The sequence below is a fragment of the Streptomyces sp. NPDC054872 genome (assembly GCF_053610705.1).
This window is the reverse complement of sequence record NZ_JBSGYY010000048.1, coordinates 1-19654: the sequence shown is the minus strand read 5'-3', so window position 1 is coordinate 19654 and position 19654 is coordinate 1. Positions and strand designations below refer to the sequence as shown.

Genomic DNA, 19654 nt, shown 5'->3' with positions numbered 1-19654 from the left:
ACGGCCGGGGCTATCGCCGCGGAGCAAGGCCCGACGCCACGGCAGGGAGCGCGCGGCATCATGGGACGGGTGCGACTCGAAGCGATCACCTGGGACCGGCTCACGGACACCCTCGCCGACCGGCTGCTGGACCTGAAGACGGCCGACGCGAGCCCCTGGCCGCGCATCGCCTTCGACGGGGCCCCGGCGGGCAGGCCGGGCGAGCTGGCCCAAGGTGTGGCCGACGCGCTACGGGTGCGCGGGCGGTCCGCGCTCGTCGTCGGCACCGAAGGCTTCCTGCGCCCCGCCTCGCTGCGCCTCGAATACGGGCGCGAGGACGTGGAGGCGTACTACAGCGGCTGGTTCGACACCGGGGCCCTGTGGCGCGAGGTCTTCGGCCCGCTGGACCCGGGCGGCACAGGGCGCGTACTGCCCGACCTGTGGGACCCGGAGTCGGACCGAGCGACGCGCAGCCCGTACGTACAACTGCAGCCCGGCGCGCTGCTGTTGCTGCACGGCCCGCTCCTGCTCGGCCACTGGTTCCCCTTCGACCTGACCGTCCACACGAGCCTCTCGCCGGGCGCCCTGCGGCGGCGTACGGCGGAGAGCGAGCGGTGGACCCTGCCCGCCTTCGAGCGGTACGAGACGGAGACGGACCCCGGTGGGGTGGCCGACGTCGTCGTACGCGCGGACGATCCACGGCATCCGGCCTGGAGCGGCTGAGGCTGAGACGGCGAACGCCCGCGATCGGGAAAGTCCGCAGTCCGCAGGAGGACGTTCGCCAAAACTCTTTTATATGCACGTGCATGTAGTTAGAGTCTGGGCATGGCAACCACAGCGCTCCACTTCAGCGAATCGGTCCGCACCCTCCTCGACGGCAAGAACTTCGCCAGCGTCGCGACCCTCGGCCCCGGCGGCGCACCCCAGAACTCGGTGGTGTGGATCAAACGGGAAGGCGACACCGTGCTGTTCTCGTCCACCGCGCGGCGTCAGAAGGTCCGCAACCTCGAACGCGACCCGCGCATCAGCATCTCGGTCTTCGACCTGGCCAACCCGTACACGTCGACCGAGATCCGTGGCGTCGCCGAGATCCTCCCCGACCCGGAGAAGCGGCTTCCGCACGAGCTCGCGCACAAGTACCTGGGCATCGACCCGCCCGGCGAGAAAGAGGAGGAGGTCCGGGTGATCATCAAAGTGACCCCGGAGAAGATCGTCGGATTCTCGGCATGAGGCCCCGGGGCCCTGCGCGGGGCGCCCGCCCGGACGCCTCTCCCGCCCGGGACGCCCGCCTCCGGAGTGCGGACCTCCGGGGGCCCGGCGAGAATGAGGGGCGCCGGGACTAGCGGTGCCTCCGCGCCGCGCCGGCCGTCCGGCACCGGGAGGTACCACATGACCACCGCCGGAGACATCATGCACCGGGGCGCCCAGTGGATCCCCGCACACGAGACCCTGGACCGCGCCGCGCAACTGATGCGGCAGCTCGACGTGGGCGCGCTGCCCATCAGCGACGAGAACGAGCGGCTCTGCGGCATCCTCACCGACCGTGACATCGTGGTCGGCTGCGTGGCGATGGGCCACGACCCGTCCCGGGTGACCGCGGGCGACATGGCCAAGGGCACGCCACGCTGGATCGACTCGGGCGCGGGCGTCGACGAGGTCCTCCAGGAGATGAAGGGCAGCCAGATCCGCAGGCTCCCGGTCATCGAGAACAAGCGCCTGGTCGGCATGATCAGCGAGGCCGACCTCGCCACCCACCTCGACAACACGCAACTCGCGAGCTGGGTCGAAAGCGTGTACGCGAAGGGCTGACAGCTGCGCCTCTCGGCCGACTCACCTCTCGGCCGCCGCGTCTCCCCGCTCCGCCGCACCTCTCGGTCGCCTCACCGTTTGGCGGCCACCGAGAATGTCCCCTCGTCCGTGACCCCGTAGAGCACTCCACCCTGTGCCAGCGGGGCCGTCCCGCTGGGGGAGCGGTGGTCGACCGAGCCGCCCTTGGCGTCCTCGGCCTCCTCGAAAGAGGGCTCCGAACGCCAACGCTCCCTGCCTGTACGGGTATTGATGGCGATGACGCTGCTGTCGGGCATCGTGGCGTACAAGGTGTCGCCCCGCACCGACGGTTCGCTGAAGATCCGCAGTTCGCGGGAGGTCGTCCAGAGCGGCTTGCCGCGCTTGAGGTCGAGTGCGAGCACGGTCTCGTTCGCGTAGTCGAAGAGGTACATGGCGTCGCCGCGCACCAGCGGCGGCGCCTCCGGCTCGACCGCCCAGGGGAAGTCGATGCCGCGCACCTTCCCCGAGGTCAGGTCCTGGATGAAGAAGCGCGACGACACGCCTGAATCGTCCTCCCAGCGCGCGAAGTACCCCTTGCCGTCGTGCACCGTGGCCAGCCACAGGTCACCCTTCGGCGCCGTGGTCCCGCCCAGCTTCCGGCCGGACCGCGCGTCATAGCGGGCGATCTCCGACGAGCCGGGGTCGCCCTTGCGTCCGGCCGCGCGGAGATCGGCGAAGAGCGTCCCGTCCGGGCCCGCGTAGAACGCGCCCGCCGAGTCACTGGTCACCTCGTGGTGCCACAGCTCCCGGCCGGAACGAGGGTCGTACGCCGTGTACGTCGACGTGGGCGATGCGCTCAACTCGCCCTTGTGCACGACGAGTACGCCGCTCAGGTACTGGAACTCCGCGTGCGGCCCCGGCAGCCGCCACAGCCGCCTGCCGCTCTTCGCGTCGTACGCGTCGACTCCGCCCGAACCCTCCGCGCTGTACGTGAACACCGCGCCGGCGCCCAGGACCGGATCGGTGACCGAGTAGCCGGTGGTCGACTTCGGGCGGTGCATCGGTTTCGTCCATCTGACCTTGCCCGTCAGGGGATCGAGCCGGGTCAGCGCCGTGGTGTCCGAGGCGCAGTAGACGCCCTGCGCGTGCGGGGTGCAGGACTCGGACGAGGGCATCATGTCCCGCTCGTCCTTCTCGGTGGCGACGTGCCACGCCCTCCAGCCCTCGGGGACGCCGGCCTTCGCGTGCGTGCCGGCTTCGCCGGATTCCGTGCCGCCGAGGAACACCGCGGAGACTCCGGTGCCGATCAGTGCCACCAGCGCCGCGGCACTCACGAGACCGGCCTTGAACCGGCGTCCGCGGCGCGGGCGTCGATCCGTGACAGCGGCAGCAGTGGCAGCAGCGGCGGTGGTCGTGGTCGCGGTGGGTGTTGCCGGGGCCTCCTGGTGTGTACGTTCCCGTCGTTCGGCCGGCGGGCCATCCTCCGGCAGCGCGGCCAGCGCGTCGAGCACCTGGAGCGGAGTGGGTCTGTCCTGGGGTGCCTTGGCGAGGCAGGACATCACCAGGGGGCGCAACTCCGCTGGCAGAATGCCCAGTTCGGGGTCGTTGTGCACGGTCTGGTATGCGGCCAGGTACGCGTTCTCCGCCTCGAACGGGCTGCGACCCGTGGCCGCGTACACCAGCAGGGCGCCCAGCGCGAAGACGTCGACCGGCGGCCCGACGTCACGCGGGCTGCTGAACTGTTCGGGCGCCATGAACGGCGGCGATCCCATCACCAGTCCGGTCTGCGTCCGTACGTCGCTCTGCGCGGCACGGGAGATGCCGAAGTCGATGACGCGCGTCATCCCGCCGTCGCCACCGCTGCCGTCGCCACCGTCCGGGCCGCCCGCGGAGTCCAGCAGCAGCACGTTGCTCGGCTTCAGGTCGCGGTGCACGACCTCGGCACGGTGGATCTCCCGCAGGGCCTCGGCCAGTTCGCCGCCGAGCCGCTTGAGCTGCGGCCAGTCCAGTGGGCCCTGGTCGGCGACACGCTGGGCGAGGGTGTCCCCGGAGACGTACGCGGTGGCCATCCAGGGCAGCGCGGCTTCCGGGTCGGCGTCCACCACCGGCGCGGTGAAGGCACCGCTGACCCGGCGTGCGGCCTTGACCTCCTGGCGGAAGCGGGCGCGGAACTCGGGGTCGTCCGCGTACTGCGTGTGGACCACCTTGACCGCGACCGCGCGGCCGGACGCCGAGCGGCCGAGATAGACGACGCCCATGCCTCCGGCGCCGATCCGCGACTCGATCCGATAGCCGCCGATCGACTCCGGATCACCCTCACGCAGAGGCATCGGTCGCCGTCCCCCACTTCCCCCCGTAGTTGGCATGGCCCGTACAGCCTAGAGCCAGCCGTTGCGGCGGAAGCCGCGGTAGAGGGAGGCGCAGATGGTGACGATGACGCCGATCACCAGGCCGTACCCGTACTTCCAGTGCAGTTCGGGCATGTGGTCGAAGTTCATTCCGTACACACCGCAGACCATCGTCGGCACGGCGATCACGGCGGCCCAGGCGGTGATCTTCCGCATGTCCTCGTTCTGCGCGACCGTCACCTGCGCGAGATGGGCCTGGAGGATGGAGTTCAGGAGTTCGTCGAAGGCGGCGATCTGCTCCGTGACCCGCTTGAGGTGGTCGTCGACGTCCCGGAAGTAGGCCTGTATCTCCGGGGCGATCGCCCGCATCGGCTGGGTGGAGAGGACCTGCAGGGGACGGCCGAGCGGCACCACGGCCCGCTTCAGTTCCAGGAGTTCGCGCTTGAGCTGGTAGATCCGACCGGGGTCGGCGCGCTCCCCGTCCTTGGAGAACACGTCCATCTCCACCTGGTCTATGTCCCCCTGCACCGCGTCCGTCACGACGAGATAGTCGTCCACGACGTGGTCGGCCAGTGCGTGCAGGACCGCCGCGGGGCCCTTGGCGAGCTGCTCGGGCGCTGATTCGAGCTCCTCGCGCAGCGGGCCGAGCGAACCGTGGCGGCCGTGCCGCACGGTGATCACGAACTCCCTGCCGACGAAGACCATGATCTCGCCGGTGTCCACCACCTCACTGGTCGCGGTGAGTTCGGCATGCTCCACGTAACACACGGTCTTGAACACCGCGAACAGCGTCTCGTCGTACCGCTCCACCTTCGGCCGCTGGTGGGCGTGGACCGCGTCCTCCACGGCGAGCGGGTGCAGGTCGAAGAGCTCGGCGATGCCCGCGAACTCCTCCTCCGTCGGTTCGTGCAGCCCGAGCCACACGAACCCGTCACCGCTCTTGCGGACCCGCTCGACCTCCGCGACGAGGTCGCGGCCGCCGTCCTGGCGCACGCCGTTGCGATACGCCACGCAGTTCACCACCGCCGAGCCCAGGGGGGAGCGGGCGGGGTGGCTCAGGTCGACGCGGTTGTGCTTCCGCACGAACTGGGCGACCCGCGCGACTTTCCGCAGGCCGCCCACCTTGCGGAGGTTGCCTACCTTTCGCAGGTTGCCTGCCATCGACATGCGTGTGGCTCCTCGTTCCGGTGACTTGACGTGCCAGTGTGCCAGGGAGCTGCGACGGAGTGGCCGGACCCTGTGGGAACGGACGACTCCGCTCCGGGCATTGCGGGGCTGCCTCCCCGGGGCAAGCCGGACAATCGGGATAATTGCCTTATGACGCTCATCGACGGCTATCTGACCGGTACTCGGAAACGGCACGCCGAGGGGGCGGGGGCGGGCCAGCGCTCCGACGCCTTCTCCGCGCTCTTCGACCCCACGACCTTCCGGCACATCGAGCGGCTCGGCATCGGGCCGGGGTGGCGCTGCTGGGAGGTCGGCGCGGGCGGCACCTCCGTCGTCTCCTGGCTCGCCAAGCGCGTCGGCCCCACCGGGCGGGTCCTCGCGACCGACGCGGACATCTCCTGGCACACCTCGGCCGCCCGATCGCCCGTCGAGGTGCGCATCCACGACGTGGGGACGGAGGTGGCGCCGCCCGGCGGGGGCTTCGACCTCGTCCACGCGCGGCTCGTCCTCGCCCGGGTGCCGGAGCGGGAGCGGGCGCTGCGCATGATGATCCGGGCCCTGCGGCCGGGCGGCCGCCTGCTGGTCGAGGAGGTGGACCCGGCCCTGCAGCCCCTGTCCTGCCCGGACGAGCACGGGCCGGCCCAGCAGTTGGCGAACCGCATCCGGCACGCGCTGCTCACCCAGCGCGGCACCGACCTCGCGTACGGCCGCGGGCTGCCCCGCCTGCTCCGTGCGGCGGGCCTGTGCCAGGTGGAGGCCGACGCGTACTTCCCTCTGACCTCGCCTGCCTGCGCGGCGCTGGAGACGGCCACGATCCAGCAGTCCCGCGCGGCGCTGACGAGCGCGGGGCTCGCCACGGACGCGGACATCACCGACCACCTGACGAACATCACCGCGGAACCCCTGGACCTGGCCACACCCCCTCTGATCTCGGCCTGGGGCCGCAAGCCGTAACCCTTCCGGTCCTCCCGGGGCCCTTCCCCACAGCGGTCCACCCCCGCTCCCTCTCGCCCGGACACCGGTACTCGGGCCCTCTCGCCCGGACACCGGTACTCGGGCACACCCGGACGCGCCGCGCCGCGCCGCCCACCCGCTCGTCGGCCCCGCGGCGCCGGCTCGTGAGGAGGGGGCGGGGCGGTGCGGGGAAGTGCCCGCCGGAGTGCCGCACCCCCAGGGCCCTTCCGGCGGAACTCCGTGGCGTGGCGACGCCGAGCACTCACCCTCGCCACGCGCACGTGCACGCCGGACGCCGAGCGCACGGACCGCCCCCCGGCTCCTCCTCCCGGGGAGCTCCGTCAGCAGGCCCCTAAACCGGCCTGCCGCCCACCAGTTCGACCGCCCTGGCCCCCGCCCTGCACCCCTCCGCCGCGGCCTCGCCGAGCCCCGCGCCGCTCAGGTGCGTCGCGAGGAAAGCACCGGTGAACGCGTCGCCCGCCCCCGTGGAGTCCACCGCGGTGGCCGGCAGCGCCGGGATCTCGGCGCGCACCTCACCCTCCCGGGCGACCAGCGCGCCCGCGGCGCCCCGCTTGACCACCACCGCGGGGAACCGGCGGCTCAATTTCGCAGCCGCTTCTTCCGGGCCGCCCGCTTCCTCCAGCAACCTCAGCTCTCCCTCGCTCGGCAGCAGCACGTCCACCCCCTCCACCGCCGCCAAGAACCGCTCCACCCCCAGCTCGGTGAGGAAGCCCGCCGACGCCGGGTCCACGCTGACCGGCACTCCACGCGCGCGTGCCGCCGCCAAGGCGGTCTCGGCCGCCCCTCTGCTCGGCCCGGCGAAGAACAGGTACCCCGACAGGTGCAGCCAGCCCACTCCGTCCAGCAGCCCCGGTGACCAGTCGGCGGCCGACAGACGCAGCGACGCGCCGCTGTCCGTGAGGAACGTCCGCTCCGCCCCGATGCCCCCGTCGACCAGGCAGATCACCGTCCCCGTGGGCGCCCCGCGGTCGACGACGAGCCGCGGGCGCACCCCCGCGCGCGTCAGCGCCTCCTCGTGCCATGCCGCCGAGTCCGCACCGGCCCGCCCCAGGAACCGCACCTCGCGGCAGCCCCAGGAAGCCGCCCAGCACGCCACGTTGGCGCCCGCGCCACCCGGCACCGTACGGATCGACGCCACCGTGTCCGTACCGGGAAGCGGCGGCGTGCGGAGCCGGGCGACGACATCGGTGACGACATCCCCGACCACCAACAGGGCCTTGCCCCGCCCCGAACTCACCACCCCGTCCACGCCGTCGCGATCCGCGCCGCGAGGCGCACATTGCCCCGCACCGCCGCGAGATTGGCACTCAGCGAGGCACCCTCCGTACGCCGCACCAGCTGGTCCAGGAGGAAGGGCGTGACCGCCTGCCCGGTGATGCCCCGCTCGGCGCACGCCTCCAACGCCTCGGCGAGCACGCGCGCGTGGAGCGCGGGATCGAGCTGCGCCGCCTCCGGCACGGGGTTCGCCACCAGGAGCGCGGACTCCGGGCCGCCGACCGCGTCCTGGGCCCGCATCACCGCCGCGACCTCCCGCGGAGTCCGCAGGGTCCAGTCCACCGGATGACCGGAGTCGGTGAGATAGAAGCCGGGGAAACGATCCGTCCCGTATCCGGCCACCGCCACACCCAGCGTCTCCAGGCGCTGCAGCGTCGCCGCGACGTCCAGGATCGACTTCACTCCCGCGCAGACCACCGTGATGCGCGTCCGGGCGAGCAGCCCCAGGTCGGCGGACTCGTCCTGGGTCACCGTCCACTCCCGGTGCACCCCGCCGAGCCCACCCGTGGCAAACACCCGTACGCCCGCCCGCGCCGCGAGCAGCGCCGTCGCGGACACGGTCGTCGCCCCGCTCGCGCCCGCCGCGACCGCGAGGGGCAGGTCGCGGTGGCCCAGCTTCCGGATGCCGTCCTCGTTCGCGACCCGCTCCACCTGCTTGTCGTCCAGGCCGACATGAGGGCGCCCGTCCAGTACGGCGATCGTCGCGGGGACGGCACCCTCTTCGCGTACGACCTCTTCGAGCTCACGCGCGACCTGGAGGTTGCGCGGGCGCGGCAGCCCGTGCGCGATGATCGTGGACTCCAGGGCGACCACGGGCCGCCGGTTCGCCACAGCCGCCTGTACCTCGTCGGACACCACCAACACGGGCCTGCCTCCTGCCTGTCGGGTCTCCTCTCATCCCTGGCGACCGGCGCGCCGCGCCAAACCCTTGCGGCGCCGGGGAGGGGACAGCAGCCTGGCGGCATGACGGACAACACGACACGTCTCGACCACGTCGTCCTGTGGGTGCGCGATCCCGCGGCGGCAGCCGACTTCTACGAGAAGGTGCTGGGTCTCGAACCCCTGCGCGTCGCCGATTACACGGCAAACAAGGTCGCGTTCCCCTCCGTCCGGCTCAACGAGGAGACCATCTTCGACCTCGCCCCGCTCACGCTCGCCGAACGCATGAACGTCGTGCCGGACGCGGACAAGAGCGCGGGCCACCCCGTCAACCACGTCTGCCTCGCCCTTACGGAGACCGGCTTCGAGGCGCTGCGTGCCCGTCTGGAGGAGCACGGAACGCCGGTGTCGGACATCTCGCAGGGCGCGTTCGGCGCCCGCGGCGAGGCCCTCCGCGGCTTCTACTTCCGCGACCCCGACGGGAACATCTTCGAAGCCCGGCACTACGGAGAAGACGGGAAAGGCTGACCCCTGGCCGAGGGGCGCGCGGGCCCCGGCTAGGGTGACCGGCCATGACCACGAATGATCAAGCCGTTGCGTCCTTTGCCGTGCACATTCCGGATGCCGACCTGGAGGCCGAGCCCCTCGACCCCGAGCAGATCGTGTCCGGCACCCCGGAGGTCACCGGCAAGGTCCTGTGGGAGTCGGCCGACGGCAAGCAGCTGCGCGGCATCTGGCAGATCACGCCCGGCGTGGTCACCGACACCGAGGCGAACGAACTCTTCGTCGTCGTCAGCGGCCGCGCCACCATCGAGGTCGAGGGCGGCGACGTGATCGAGATCGGCCCCGGCGACGCGGCCGTCCTGCGCGAGGGCGACCGTACGACGTGGACCGTGCACGAGACGCTGCGCAAGGCGTACCACATCACGCTGCCCTGAACTCCGGGCTTGAGGGCCACCGCCTCAGGCCTTCTTGACCGTCCTGCGGAGCGCGAGGGCCGCCATCGGCAGCAGTACGCAGACCCCGATGAGGTTGAGCCAGCCGTAGCTCGCCCGCGCGACGATCAGGCCGGCCGCCGCGCCGCCGATGCCCGCCGCCGTGTTCATGGTCAGGTCCGAGAGGCCCTGCACGGCGGCGCGCGCAGGCTGGGGGACCGAGTCGGTGAGCAGCGCGGAGCCCGACACCAGGCCCGCGGACCAGCCGAGACCGAGCACGAAGAGCCCGGCGGCGGTCTGCCCGTGGCCGGCCCCCGCCGTACCGGCGAGGAGCGCCGCGCAGCACAGCAGCCCGACCGCGAGTCCGATCACGGAGAGCCGCCCGAACCGGTCGGAGAGCCAGCCCATCACCGGCGACAGCGCGTACATGCCCGCGATGTGGCCGCTGATGACCAGGCCGACCAACTGCAGGCTCGCCCCGTGGTGTCCCAGGTCGACCGGGGTCATGACCATGATCGAGACCATCACCGTGTGGGACGCGGCCACCGTCACCAGGGCGAGCCGGGCCATCGGCGACGCGGCCACCGCGGCGACACCGGCCCGCAGGGAGCGGCTCTGCGCGGAGTCGTTCTCCTGTGGGGCGAGCGCGCGGGCGGTGAGCAGCGGGTCGGGACGCAGCAGCACCGCCACCACGAGACCGGCGACGGCGAAGATCCCGGCGGCGAACAGGAAGGGCCCCGCCGCCTCGGGGATGGAGGTCCCGGCGAAGGCGCGACTCGTGGGCGCGGCGATGTTCGGGCCGAGGACCGAGCCGATGGTGGTGGCCCAGATGACGAGGGAGATGGCGCGGCCGCGCCGGTCGGGCTCGGCGAGGTCGGCCGCCGCGAAGCGGGCCTGCAGGTTGGCCGACGAACCAGCCCCGAAGCCGGCCATGCCGAGCAGCAGCAGAGGGAAGCTCTCGATGACCGCGGCGAGGACCACGAGGCCCGCTCCCAGCGCGCCGATCAGATACGCGAGGACGAGACCGGGCCGCCGTCCGCGCGAGGTCATCAGGGCGGCGAGCGGCAGCGAGAGCAGCGCCGTCCCGGCCACGGACGCGGTGGGCGCGAGGCCGGACAGCGCCTCCGTCCCGCTCACCTCGGTCGCCAGCATCGGTGCGAGGGCGATGCCGATCGGTACCCCGAGCCCGCCCAGTATCTGACTGGCGACCAGCACCGCGGTGGTCCGGCGGCGCAACGCGGGCAGCGCTTCCGGCGCGGGTATGTCAGGAGCGTCGAGGGTCGAAGTCACTGACGCAGTGTGCCAGGGCGTTCGAACGGGGGAAACAGGGATTTCACGGCTCGCCCCGCACGGTGCGGGAGCCTCAGAACAGCGGCTGTGGCAGTACTCCCTCCAGGGCGAGAAGCCGGCGCTTGGTCTCGATGCCGCCGCCGAAACCGCCGATGCCGCCGTCGCTCTCGACCACCCGGTGGCACGGCACCACGACCGGCAGCGGGTTGGCACCCATCGCCATGCCGACCGCCTGGGCCGCGCCGGGCTGGCCCACACGGCGGGCGAGGTCTCCGTACCCCACGACCGCGCCGTACGGAACGGTGGTCAGCTCGCGCAGGACCTGGCGGTTGAAGCCGGAGATCAGCGACCAGTCGAGCGGCAGCTCGAAGGCGTGCCGCTCGCCCGCGAAGTACGCCGAGAGCTGGCGTATCGGCTCGGCGAGGAGCGGGGACCCGGGATCCTCGACCGGCTCGGCCCCCAGCCGGGAGCCGAGCCGCTCGATCGCCGTGTCGCGTATCTCGTCCGTGGCGTGGAAGACGACGCTGACCAGGCCTTCGTCGGTCCCGGCGAGCAGCAGTGGGCCGATGTCGCTCGCGACGACGGCCCACACCACCTGCCGCGATCCGTCCTGACCTGGCCGGCCCTGCCCGTGCTGCCCGTTGGCGTTCATGTGGACCACCGTACGACCGGGCACTGACAACGCCGCCCGCGCCGGAACGGCGTCAGCCGGCGATGGCCTTGCGCACGACGTCGGGCGTGTTCGTGATGATGCCGTCCACCCCGAACCCGGCCACCCGCTTGGCGGCGGCCGCGTCGTTCACGGTCCACGTGAAGATCTCCAGGCGCTTGCGGTGCGGCCCCTTGAGCGCGTGTATCGCGGAGACGTACTCACCGGAGATGGAGCCGTGCGTCGAGTTGATCTGGTCGGAGAACTTGGCGTACTCGGGCAGATCGGCGACCGCGGGCGTGCCGAGGAAGCCGGTCTTGATGTCGGGCCGCAGCTTGTGGACCGTCTTGACGCTGTCCGCGCTGAAGCTCTGGATGACCAGCTTGCTCTTGACGTGGTGCTTGTCCAGCCAGCCCGTCTTGCGCAGGACGTCGAGGCCCTGCTTCTCGATGCCCGGGTACAGCTCGGGCTTCTTGAACTCGAAGACGAGCTTCTGGTGGTTGCGCGAGACACGGTTCATGTACTGCTTCAGCGTCGGCACGCGCTGGCCCGCGTACTTCGGGCTGAACCAGCTGCCCGCGTCCAGCCTGGCGATCTCCGCCGCGGTGAAGTCCGCGACCTTCCACGGCGCGCGGTCGGGGAAGAGCTCCTCGACGTTCGTGGTCCGCTTCAGGTTGTCGTCGTGCATGATCACGAGCTCGCCGTCCTTGGTGCGCTGGACGTCGTTCTCGACCCACCGGAACCCCATGTCAGCCGCCTTGTCGATGGCTGCGAAAGTGTTCTCGGGCGCGTAGGCGGAAGCGCCCCGGTGCGCGACGACCAGCGGGGTGTCGTGCGAGGCGGACGTCTGTGCGGGCGTGCGCGTGGACGTCTGCGCCGACTTCTGGTCGGCGGCGTGAGCGGAGGCGGAAGGGAGAGCCAGTGCACCGGCTCCAAGAAGAGCGGCAGTGGTGGCAGCGGCAACGCGTGCGTACAACGGTGACTCCTCGTGATGTTCGGGCACGGACCGGATGAGAGTGACAGTCCACGGCCAACGCGAGACAGGTGCAGGATGGCCACAGGTTGAACGGAGACAGCCGGGTTTCTTTCCCGGAAAATCGTTCGCAAGTTCCGGAGTGAGCTTTACTCTCTGCGTCAGCCCATGGCCTGTCAGAACGCGGTCGGGTGGGGCCACTTGGGGGCAATCCCGGGCATTTGGACACAACAGGCGGAAGGGTTACCGCGCATGCAGGGGACAGTCGACGGTTTCAGCTATGGACTGGTCACACCGGTGGCGGCGTACCTCATGGCCTGCCTCGGGGGAGCGCTGGGCCTGCGCTGCACCACGAGGTCGCTCCTAGTCGCGCACTCCTGGCGGCCCGGCTGGCTCGCGCTCGGGTCGGCGGCGATCGGATCCGGCATCTGGACCATGCACTTCATCGCGATGATGGGCTTCAGCGTCGACGAGGCCCCGATCCACTACGACAAGGCGCTGACCTTCGCGAGTCTCGCCGTGGCCATCGTCATGGTCGGCATCGGGATCTTCATAGTGGGTTACCGCGGAGCGACCGGGACGGCTCTGTTCACCGGCGGGACGATCACCGGTCTGGGCGTCGCCTCGATGCACTATCTGGGAATGGCCGGTATGCGTCTGCGCGGGACGCTGGAGTACAACACCCTCACCGTCTCCGCGTCCGTCGTGATCGCCGTGGTGGCCGCCTCGGCGGCCCTCTGGGCGGCCGCGCAGGTCAGGGGTTTCCTCTGGAGCCTGGGCGCGAGCCTCGTCATGGGGCTCGCCGTCAGCGGCATGCACTACACCGGGATGGCCGCCCTCAAGGTCCATCTGCACGGCTCGTCCGCGGCGCCCACCGGGGGAGACTCGGCGGCCGAGCTGCTCGCGCCCATGATGATCGGTCCGCTCGCCTTCCTGCTCCTCGCGGGGGTGATCGTGATGTTCGACCCGCTGATGGTGATGGGGAAGGCCGAGCTCCAGAGCGCCGCGCAGGGAAAGCACGCCCCCTACCCCGTCCCGCGCTCGGGCGACCGCCATGCCCCGCGGGCGGGCCGCAGGCCCCCGCAGCGCCCCGGTCCGAAAACCCCGCAGAGCTGGTGATCCGACCCCATTGTCAGTGGGGGGTCGTACGGTTGGTTCCATGCGGCCCGTATCCAAGATCGAACGCACGGTGGCGCCTTTCGAGGTCGTCAGCAACTACCAGCCAAGCGGCGACCAGCCGGCGGCCATCGCCGACCTGGAGCGGCGCATCAATGCAGGTGAGAAGGACGTCGTCCTGCTCGGCGCGACCGGCACCGGCAAGTCGGCCACCACCGCGTGGATGATCGAGAAGCTCCAGCGCCCCACCCTCGTGATGGCGCCGAACAAGACGCTGGCCGCCCAGCTGGCCAACGAGTTCCGCGAGCTCCTGCCGAACAACGCGGTCGAGTACTTCGTCTCGTACTACGACTACTACCAGCCCGAGGCGTACGTCCCGCAGTCGGACACGTACATCGAGAAGGACTCCTCGATCAACGAGGAGGTCGAGCGCCTGCGCCACTCCGCGACGAACTCGCTGCTCACCCGGCGCGACACGATCGTGGTCGCCTCGGTCTCCTGCATCTATGGCCTCGGCACCCCGCAGGAGTACGTCGACCGGATGGTGCCGCTCAAGGTCGGCGACGAGATCGACCGCGACCAGCTCCTGCGCCGCTTCGTCGACATCCAGTACACACGGAACGACATGGCCTTCGCCCGCGGCACCTTCCGGGTGCGCGGCGACACCATCGAGATCTTCCCGGTCTACGAAGAGCTGGCCGTCCGCATCGAGATGTTCGGCGACGAGATCGAGGCGCTCTCCACGCTGCACCCGCTCACCGGCGAGGTCATCAGCGACGACGACCACCTGTACGTGTTCCCGGCCTCGCACTACGTGGCGGGTCCCGAGCGCCTGGAGAAGGCGGTCACCGGCATCGAGAAGGAGCTCTCCGAGCGCCTCGCCGAGCTGGAGAAGCAGGGCAAGATGCTGGAGGCCCAGCGCCTGCGCATGCGCACGACGTACGACCTGGAGATGCTCCGCCAGATCGGCTCCTGCTCCGGCGTCGAGAACTACTCGATGCACTTCGACGACCGCGAGCCCGGCACCGCCCCGAACACCCTCCTCGACTACTTCCCCGAGGACTTCCTCCTCGTCATCGACGAGTCGCACGTCACGGTCCCGCAGATCGGCGCCATGTACGAAGGGGACGCCTCCCGCAAGCGCACCCTGGTGGACCACGGCTTCCGCCTGCCGTCCGCGCTGGACAACCGCCCGCTGAAGTGGGAGGAATTCCTCGGCCGCATCGGCCAGACCGTCTACCTCTCCGCGACGCCCGGGAAGTACGAGCTCTCGCGCGGCGACGGCTTCGTCGAGCAGATCATCCGCCCCACCGGCCTCATCGACCCGGAGGTCGTGGTCAAGCCCACCGAGGGGCAGATCGACGACCTGGTGCACGAGATCCGCACGCGCACCGAGAAGGACGAGCGCGTCCTGGTCACCACGCTCACCAAGAAGATGGCCGAGGACCTCACCGACTACTTCCTCGAGCTGGGCATCCAGGTCCGCTATCTGCACAGCGACGTCGACACCCTGCGCCGCGTCGAGCTCCTGCGCGAGCTGCGCGCCGGTGAGTACGACGTGCTGGTCGGCATCAACCTCCTGCGTGAGGGACTCGACCTGCCCGAGGTCTCCCTGGTCGCCATCCTCGACGCCGACAAGCAGGGCTTCCTGCGCTCCGGCACCTCCCTGATCCAGACGATCGGCCGCGCGGCGCGAAACGTCTCCGGGCAGGTCCATATGTACGCGGACAAGGTCACCCCCGCGATGGAGCAGGCCATCGAGGAGACCAACCGGCGGCGCGAGAAGCAGATCGCGTACAACGAGGAGAGGGGCATCGACCCCCAGCCGCTGCGCAAGAAGATCAACGACATCGTGTCGGCGATCGCGCGCGAGGAGGTCGACACGGAGCAGCTCCTCGGCACCGACTACCGCAAGGCGAAGGACGGCAAGGAGGCCAAGGCGCCGGTGCCCGCGCTCGGCGGGAAGGCCGACAAGGCGGGCAAGGCGGCCAAGGGCAAGGGCGCCCCGAAGGTGCCCACCGACCGTCCCGCGGCCGAACTGGCGGAACAGATCGAGGAGATGACGGCCCGGATGCGCGCGGCCGCCGCGGACCTCCAGTTCGAGATCGCCGCACGGCTGCGTGACGAGGTGTCAGAGATGAAGAAGGAGCTCAGGCAGATGAGGGAGGCGGGGCAGGCGTAGGCGTACTGCCTGGTGTGTTGCAAGACCGACACAAAGTGCTGCCCGCGGTGCGGCACTGTCAGTGCCTCTGCATAAGGTGCTGGGCAACCGCACAGACCGGCGGTTGCCGAGGCAGTTCGAGAGGGGACAGCGCGTGACGGTCAACATGACCAAGGGTCAGGCCATCAGCCTGCAGAAGGACGACGGGGGCGCCCTGACCGCGGTGCGCATGGGACTCGGCTGGCAAGCGGCCCCGAGGCGGGGCCTGTTCGGCACGCGCACGCGTGAGGTCGACCTGGACGCGTCGGCGGTCCTGTTCGCCGACAAGCAGCCGGTGGACGTCGTGTTCTTCCGTCACCTCGTCAGTGACGACGGCTCCGTGCGGCACACCGGCGACAACCTGGTGGGCGGTGTCGGCCAGGGCGGGGACGACGAGGCGATCCTCGTCGACCTGCAGCGGATCCCGGTCCACATCGACCAGATCGTCTTCACGGTGAACTCCTTCACGGGCCAGACGTTCCAGGAGGTGCAGAACGCGTTCTGCCGCCTGGTCGACGAGACCAACGGCCAGGAGCTCGCCCGGTACACACTCGACGGCGGCGGTCAGTACACCGCGCAGATCATGGCGAAGGTCCACCGTGCGGGCACGGGCTGGCAGATGACGGCCATCGGCAATCCCGCCAACGGCCGGACGTTCCAGGACCTGATGCCGTCGATCCTGCCGCACCTGTAGACACGCGGCACCCACAAGTTCAGAGGGCACGAGGGGGACGAAGGCGATGACGGCCGAGCTGGTCCGGGGGCAGAACCACCCGCTTTCCGAGACCCGTCTGGAGATCCGGGTCTCGATCGGCAAACCGATCGTGGCGGGGGTCACGCTCAGCGACGAGCACGGCAAGGTGCGCGGCGCGGACTGGGTGGCCCACCCCGGCGCGCCCACGCTGCCCGGGCTCGAAGTGCCCAGGCAGGCGGCCGCCGACCACCGCCTCGCGGTGGACCTCGACGCGGTCCCGGAAGCGGTGCACCGGGTCAACGTCCTCCTCGCGCTGCCCGTCGGCGTCGGGGGGCCGGTCAGCTTCGGCTCCCTCGCCGCCCCCTTCATCGCGGTCACCGCGCTGGACGGCTCCGAGGTCGCCAGCTACACCATCACCGACCTGGACGCCGAGTCCGCCGTCGTCGCCCTGGAGCTCTACCGCAGGCAGGACGCCTGGAAGGTGCGCGCCGTCGGCCAGGGATACGCGGGCGGCCTCGCCGATATGCTCACCGACCAGGGCCTCCCGAGGGCCCATGAACTGGCGGGTTCGATCAACGAAGCGGTGGCGCAGGGCCTGGCCCGTTCGGTGGCCGCGCCGCCGCCACGCTCCTCGGACGAGGCCCGAGTGCGGACGACGGGCCAGACCGCCGCACCCGGCCCGGCGGCAGCGCCGGGCCCGGGCCCGGACAGCGCCGCGTCCCCGCAGCCCGCCCCGGCGCCCCAGCCGGGCGACGCGAGCACCACCACGGGCGGCCCGGTCAACTACACCCACCCCGGCCGCCAGACCAGCGCACCGCCGCCGCCCTCACCGGCCGCGGCCCCGGCCGAACCGGGCAGGGCCGCCCAGCCCGTGGCGGGCGACGCGACCGGCTGGTCCATGGAGGAGCGCCTCTACAACCAGGTGTGGGGCATGTTCGAGGACCTGGCCCGCTCCACGGCCGCGTATCGCAGCGCCGTCGACTTCGCCGAGTCGCGCATGGACCAGGAGCTCGACAAGGCCCTCTCCGACCCGCGCAGCCGCATCGGCAACACCGGGGACATGGCGCGCGAGGCCGCCCGCGCCAAGCACGGCCTCCTCGTCGACCGGGCAAGGGCCGCCCTCGACCGCGACCTGGGGCAGCTCGCCGCCGAGTCCGAGGTCGTCGAGCCCGCCCTGCCCCTGGCGTTCGCCGGCTGGGACAGCCCGGTCTGGCACGCCTATCGCACCCCGATGGAGATCCCCATGGCGCTGCGCCTCGGCGACCTCCATCTGCCCGAGCGCCCCGACCTGCGCATTCCGCTGCTTGTCCGGCTGCCCCTGGAGCGCGGCCTGTGGATCGACAGCGGCCGGTCGTCGGGCACGGACTCCCTGGCCGACACCGACCAGCTGCGCCGCCTCGCCATGGACAGCGCGGTCGCGCACGCCGCGCGGCTCCTTGCGGTCTATCCCGCGGGCGAGTTCACGGTGCACGTCATCGACGCGGCGGGCTCCGCGGCCGGCACGCTCTCCCCGCTGGTGACGGCGGGCGTGCTCGACGGAGCTCCGGCCGCCGGCGCGGCGGGCGTCTCCGCCGTGCTCGCCAAGCTCACCCAGCGCGTGGACCTGGTGCAGATGGCCATCCGCGCGGGTGCCGCCGACGCGCTGCCGCCGGACCTGGACACCGCCGAGCAGCTCCTGATCGTCAACGACTTCCCGCACGGCTTCGACGACCGCGCGGTGACCCAGCTCCGCTATCTCGCGGACGAGGGCCCGGCGGTGGGCGTGCACCTGATGATGGTCGCCGACCGCGAGGACGCCGCGGAGTACGGCCCGCTGCTCGACCCGCTCTGGCGGGCCCTCATGCGCCTGACCCCGGTGGCCGACGACCACCTCGCCGACCCCTGGGTCGGTCACGCTTGGACCTACGAACCGCCGATGGCGCCGCCCGGCAGCCGGGTGATCGAACAGGTCCTGAACCAGGTCGCGCACGCCCGGCGCACCGGGGGCCGCTGACACCTCGGTGCGCCCGGCAGGTCACTCGGACCACTCGGGCCACTCTGGCCACTCTGGCCACTCTGGCCACTCTGGCCACTGACGGTAAAGCGACTTTCGACCGCCCCTGACCTGCGCTTTTGGCTCCAGTTTGGATTCCCCTTTACCAACCCTTGGTGTTTCGCGTACTCTTCTTGCAGCGGAGGGGAGTACTCCCGAACGCGACGTGCCCGTCAATACGGATCGCCATCGATCCCGGGGCGTCGGCCCGCGGGGCGGTGAGCCGCCTCGGGTGGAAGAGACCTCCGGCAGCGACGACGCTGATCAGTAGCCGTACGACGCCGGAGGCGCAGTGGACGTTTCAATGACCCTTTGGGTGCTGACCATTCTTGGTCTGTGTGCCCTGATCGCGGTCGACTTCTTCATCGGCCGCAAGCCGCACGACGTATCGATCAAGGAAGCCGGAATCTGGACGATCGTCTGGATCGTGCTGGCCGCTCTCTTCGGAGTGGGCCTGATGATCTGGGGCGGTGGCCAGGCGGGCGGTGAGTTCTTCGCGGGCTTCATCACCGAGAAGTCGCTCAGTGTCGACAACCTCTTCGTCTTCATCCTGATCATGGCGAAGTTCTCGGTGCCCACCCACCTCCAGCAGCGGGTGCTGCTGTTCGGTGTGCTGATCGCGCTCGTCCTGCGAGCGATCTTCATCGCCGCCGGCGCCGCGGTCATCGCCAACTTCTCCTGGGTCTTCTACATCTTCGGCGCGTTCCTGATCTACACCGCCTGGAAGCTCATCCAGGAGGCGCGCGCCGGTGACGACGAAGAGGAGTGGGAGGAGAACCGCCTCCTGAAGGCTGCCGAGAAGAAGTTCGGTGTCGCCGACCAGTACCACGGCACCAAGCTCTTCATCCGCAAGAACGGCAAGAAGATCATGACGCCGCTCATGATCGTCATGCTCGCCATCGGCACCACCGACATCCTCTTCGCGATGGACTCGATCCCCGCGATCTTCGGCCTCACCCAGGACCCGTACATCGTCTTCACGGCGAACGCCTTCGCCCTGATGGGTCTGCGTCAGCTGTACTTCCTCATCGGCGGACTGCTCAAGAAGCTGGTCCACCTCAGCTACGGCCTCTCGGTCATCCTGGGCTTCATCGGCGTCAAGCTGGTCCTGCACGCCCTGCACGAGAACGGCGTGCACGTCCCCGAGATCTCCATCCCGGTCTCGCTCGGCGTCATCTGCGGTGTCCTGGTCATCACCACGATCACCAGCCTCATCGCCTCCAAGAAGCAGGCCGAGAAGGACGCGGCGGAGGGCAAGGACGCCTCCGACGAGAGCTCGAAGGACAGCATCGAGGCCTGACGGCGCCGGACGTAGGACTCACCGGCGAGGCACCGGCAGAGTCACCGGCAAAGGGAGTGGCCCGCGGCGATACGC

At 70.7% G+C, this 19654-nt stretch carries 18 protein-coding genes; 11 read left to right on the top strand and 7 right to left on the bottom strand.

Going from position 1 to position 19654, the window contains the following annotated elements:
• Positions 1-60: 60 nt before the first annotated feature.
• The 3 genes from ACWGIH_RS38095 to ACWGIH_RS38085 all read left to right on the top strand — a co-directional run bounded on the left by ACWGIH_RS38095 (position 61) and on the right by ACWGIH_RS38085 (position 1788).
• Entirely contained in the window at positions 61-702 is a 642-nt protein-coding gene (locus ACWGIH_RS38095; RefSeq protein WP_453448538.1) for a uridine kinase, read from the top strand.
• A 102-nt stretch (positions 703-804) separates the two neighbouring features.
• Complete coding sequence (locus ACWGIH_RS38090; protein WP_453448539.1) at positions 805-1209, top strand: PPOX class F420-dependent oxidoreductase; 405 nt, start codon at positions 805-807, stop codon at positions 1207-1209.
• Positions 1210-1368: 159 nt separating this feature from the next.
• On the top strand, positions 1369-1788 hold the full coding sequence (locus ACWGIH_RS38085; RefSeq protein WP_453448540.1) for a CBS domain-containing protein: 420 nt from the start codon (positions 1369-1371) through the stop codon (positions 1786-1788).
• A gap of 71 nt (positions 1789-1859) precedes the next feature.
• Here ACWGIH_RS38085 and ACWGIH_RS38080 read toward each other — a convergent pair whose 3' ends face one another.
• The gene (locus ACWGIH_RS38080; RefSeq protein ID WP_453448541.1) at positions 1860-4076 is read right to left on the bottom strand and encodes a protein kinase domain-containing protein; all 2217 of its coding nucleotides are present in this window, start codon (positions 4074-4076) and stop codon (positions 1860-1862) included.
• Positions 4077-4124: 48 nt separating this feature from the next.
• The gene (locus ACWGIH_RS38075; RefSeq protein ID WP_453448542.1) at positions 4125-5261 is read right to left on the bottom strand and encodes a magnesium and cobalt transport protein CorA; all 1137 of its coding nucleotides are present in this window, start codon (positions 5259-5261) and stop codon (positions 4125-4127) included.
• Positions 5262-5411: 150 nt separating this feature from the next.
• Here ACWGIH_RS38075 and ACWGIH_RS38070 point away from each other — a divergent pair, with 150 nt between their 5' ends.
• On the top strand, positions 5412-6215 hold the full coding sequence (locus ACWGIH_RS38070; protein WP_453448543.1) for a methyltransferase domain-containing protein: 804 nt from the start codon (positions 5412-5414) through the stop codon (positions 6213-6215).
• A 352-nt stretch (positions 6216-6567) separates the two neighbouring features.
• On the opposite strand, the gene ACWGIH_RS38065 is transcribed toward ACWGIH_RS38070, so the two are convergent.
• A complete protein-coding gene (locus ACWGIH_RS38065) occupies positions 6568-7485 on the bottom strand; it encodes a carbohydrate kinase family protein (RefSeq protein WP_453448544.1) in 918 nt (305 codons plus the stop codon).
• Positions 7470-8375 (bottom strand): pseudouridine-5'-phosphate glycosidase, encoded by a 906-nt coding sequence (locus ACWGIH_RS38060; protein ID WP_453448545.1) that lies wholly within the window; start codon positions 8373-8375, stop codon positions 7470-7472. The genes ACWGIH_RS38065 and ACWGIH_RS38060 overlap by 16 nt, the downstream gene beginning before the upstream one ends.
• A 99-nt stretch (positions 8376-8474) precedes the next feature.
• On the opposite strand from ACWGIH_RS38060, the gene ACWGIH_RS38055 reads away from it, so the two are divergent.
• Together ACWGIH_RS38055 and ACWGIH_RS38050 are read left to right on the top strand one after the other, a co-directional pair.
• Positions 8475-8918 (top strand): VOC family protein, encoded by a 444-nt coding sequence (locus tag ACWGIH_RS38055; RefSeq protein WP_453448546.1) that lies wholly within the window; start codon positions 8475-8477, stop codon positions 8916-8918.
• A gap of 44 nt (positions 8919-8962) precedes the next feature.
• A complete protein-coding gene (locus tag ACWGIH_RS38050) occupies positions 8963-9328 on the top strand; it encodes a cupin domain-containing protein (RefSeq protein WP_451215682.1) in 366 nt (121 codons plus the stop codon).
• Between the two features lie 24 nt (positions 9329-9352).
• Here ACWGIH_RS38050 and ACWGIH_RS38045 read toward each other — a convergent pair whose 3' ends face one another.
• From ACWGIH_RS38045 to ACWGIH_RS38035, 3 genes are all read right to left on the bottom strand, one after another.
• Entirely contained in the window at positions 9353-10615 is a 1263-nt protein-coding gene (locus ACWGIH_RS38045; RefSeq protein ID WP_453448547.1) for an MFS transporter, read from the bottom strand.
• 73 nt (positions 10616-10688) lie between these two features.
• Positions 10689-11267, bottom strand: a complete 579-nt coding sequence (locus tag ACWGIH_RS38040) for a methylated-DNA--[protein]-cysteine S-methyltransferase (RefSeq protein ID WP_453448548.1) — start codon at positions 11265-11267, stop codon at positions 10689-10691.
• Between the two features lie 52 nt (positions 11268-11319).
• Complete coding sequence (locus ACWGIH_RS38035) at positions 11320-12240, bottom strand: glycerophosphodiester phosphodiesterase (protein WP_453448560.1); 921 nt, start codon at positions 12238-12240, stop codon at positions 11320-11322.
• Between the two features lie 249 nt (positions 12241-12489).
• Here ACWGIH_RS38035 and ACWGIH_RS38030 point away from each other — a divergent pair, with 249 nt between their 5' ends.
• The 5 genes from ACWGIH_RS38030 to ACWGIH_RS38010 all read left to right on the top strand — a co-directional run bounded on the left by ACWGIH_RS38030 (position 12490) and on the right by ACWGIH_RS38010 (position 19579).
• Positions 12490-13356 carry an MHYT domain-containing protein gene (locus tag ACWGIH_RS38030; RefSeq protein WP_453448549.1) on the top strand — a complete coding sequence of 289 codons (867 nt, stop codon included), beginning with the start codon at positions 12490-12492 and terminating at the stop codon, positions 13354-13356.
• Positions 13357-13396: 40 nt separating this feature from the next.
• Entirely contained in the window at positions 13397-15535 is a 2139-nt protein-coding gene (uvrB, locus tag ACWGIH_RS38025; protein ID WP_453448550.1) for an excinuclease ABC subunit UvrB, read from the top strand.
• A 133-nt stretch (positions 15536-15668) separates the two neighbouring features.
• Positions 15669-16247: a TerD family protein gene (locus tag ACWGIH_RS38020; RefSeq protein ID WP_363208074.1), complete on the top strand. Its 579-nt coding sequence runs from the start codon at positions 15669-15671 to the stop codon at positions 16245-16247.
• 46 nt (positions 16248-16293) lie between these two features.
• The gene (locus ACWGIH_RS38015) at positions 16294-18240 is read left to right on the top strand and encodes a TerD family protein (RefSeq protein ID WP_453448551.1); all 1947 of its coding nucleotides are present in this window, start codon (positions 16294-16296) and stop codon (positions 18238-18240) included.
• A gap of 331 nt (positions 18241-18571) precedes the next feature.
• Positions 18572-19579, top strand: a complete 1008-nt coding sequence (locus ACWGIH_RS38010) for a TerC family protein (protein ID WP_453448552.1) — start codon at positions 18572-18574, stop codon at positions 19577-19579.
• Positions 19580-19654: the final 75 nt, after the last annotated feature.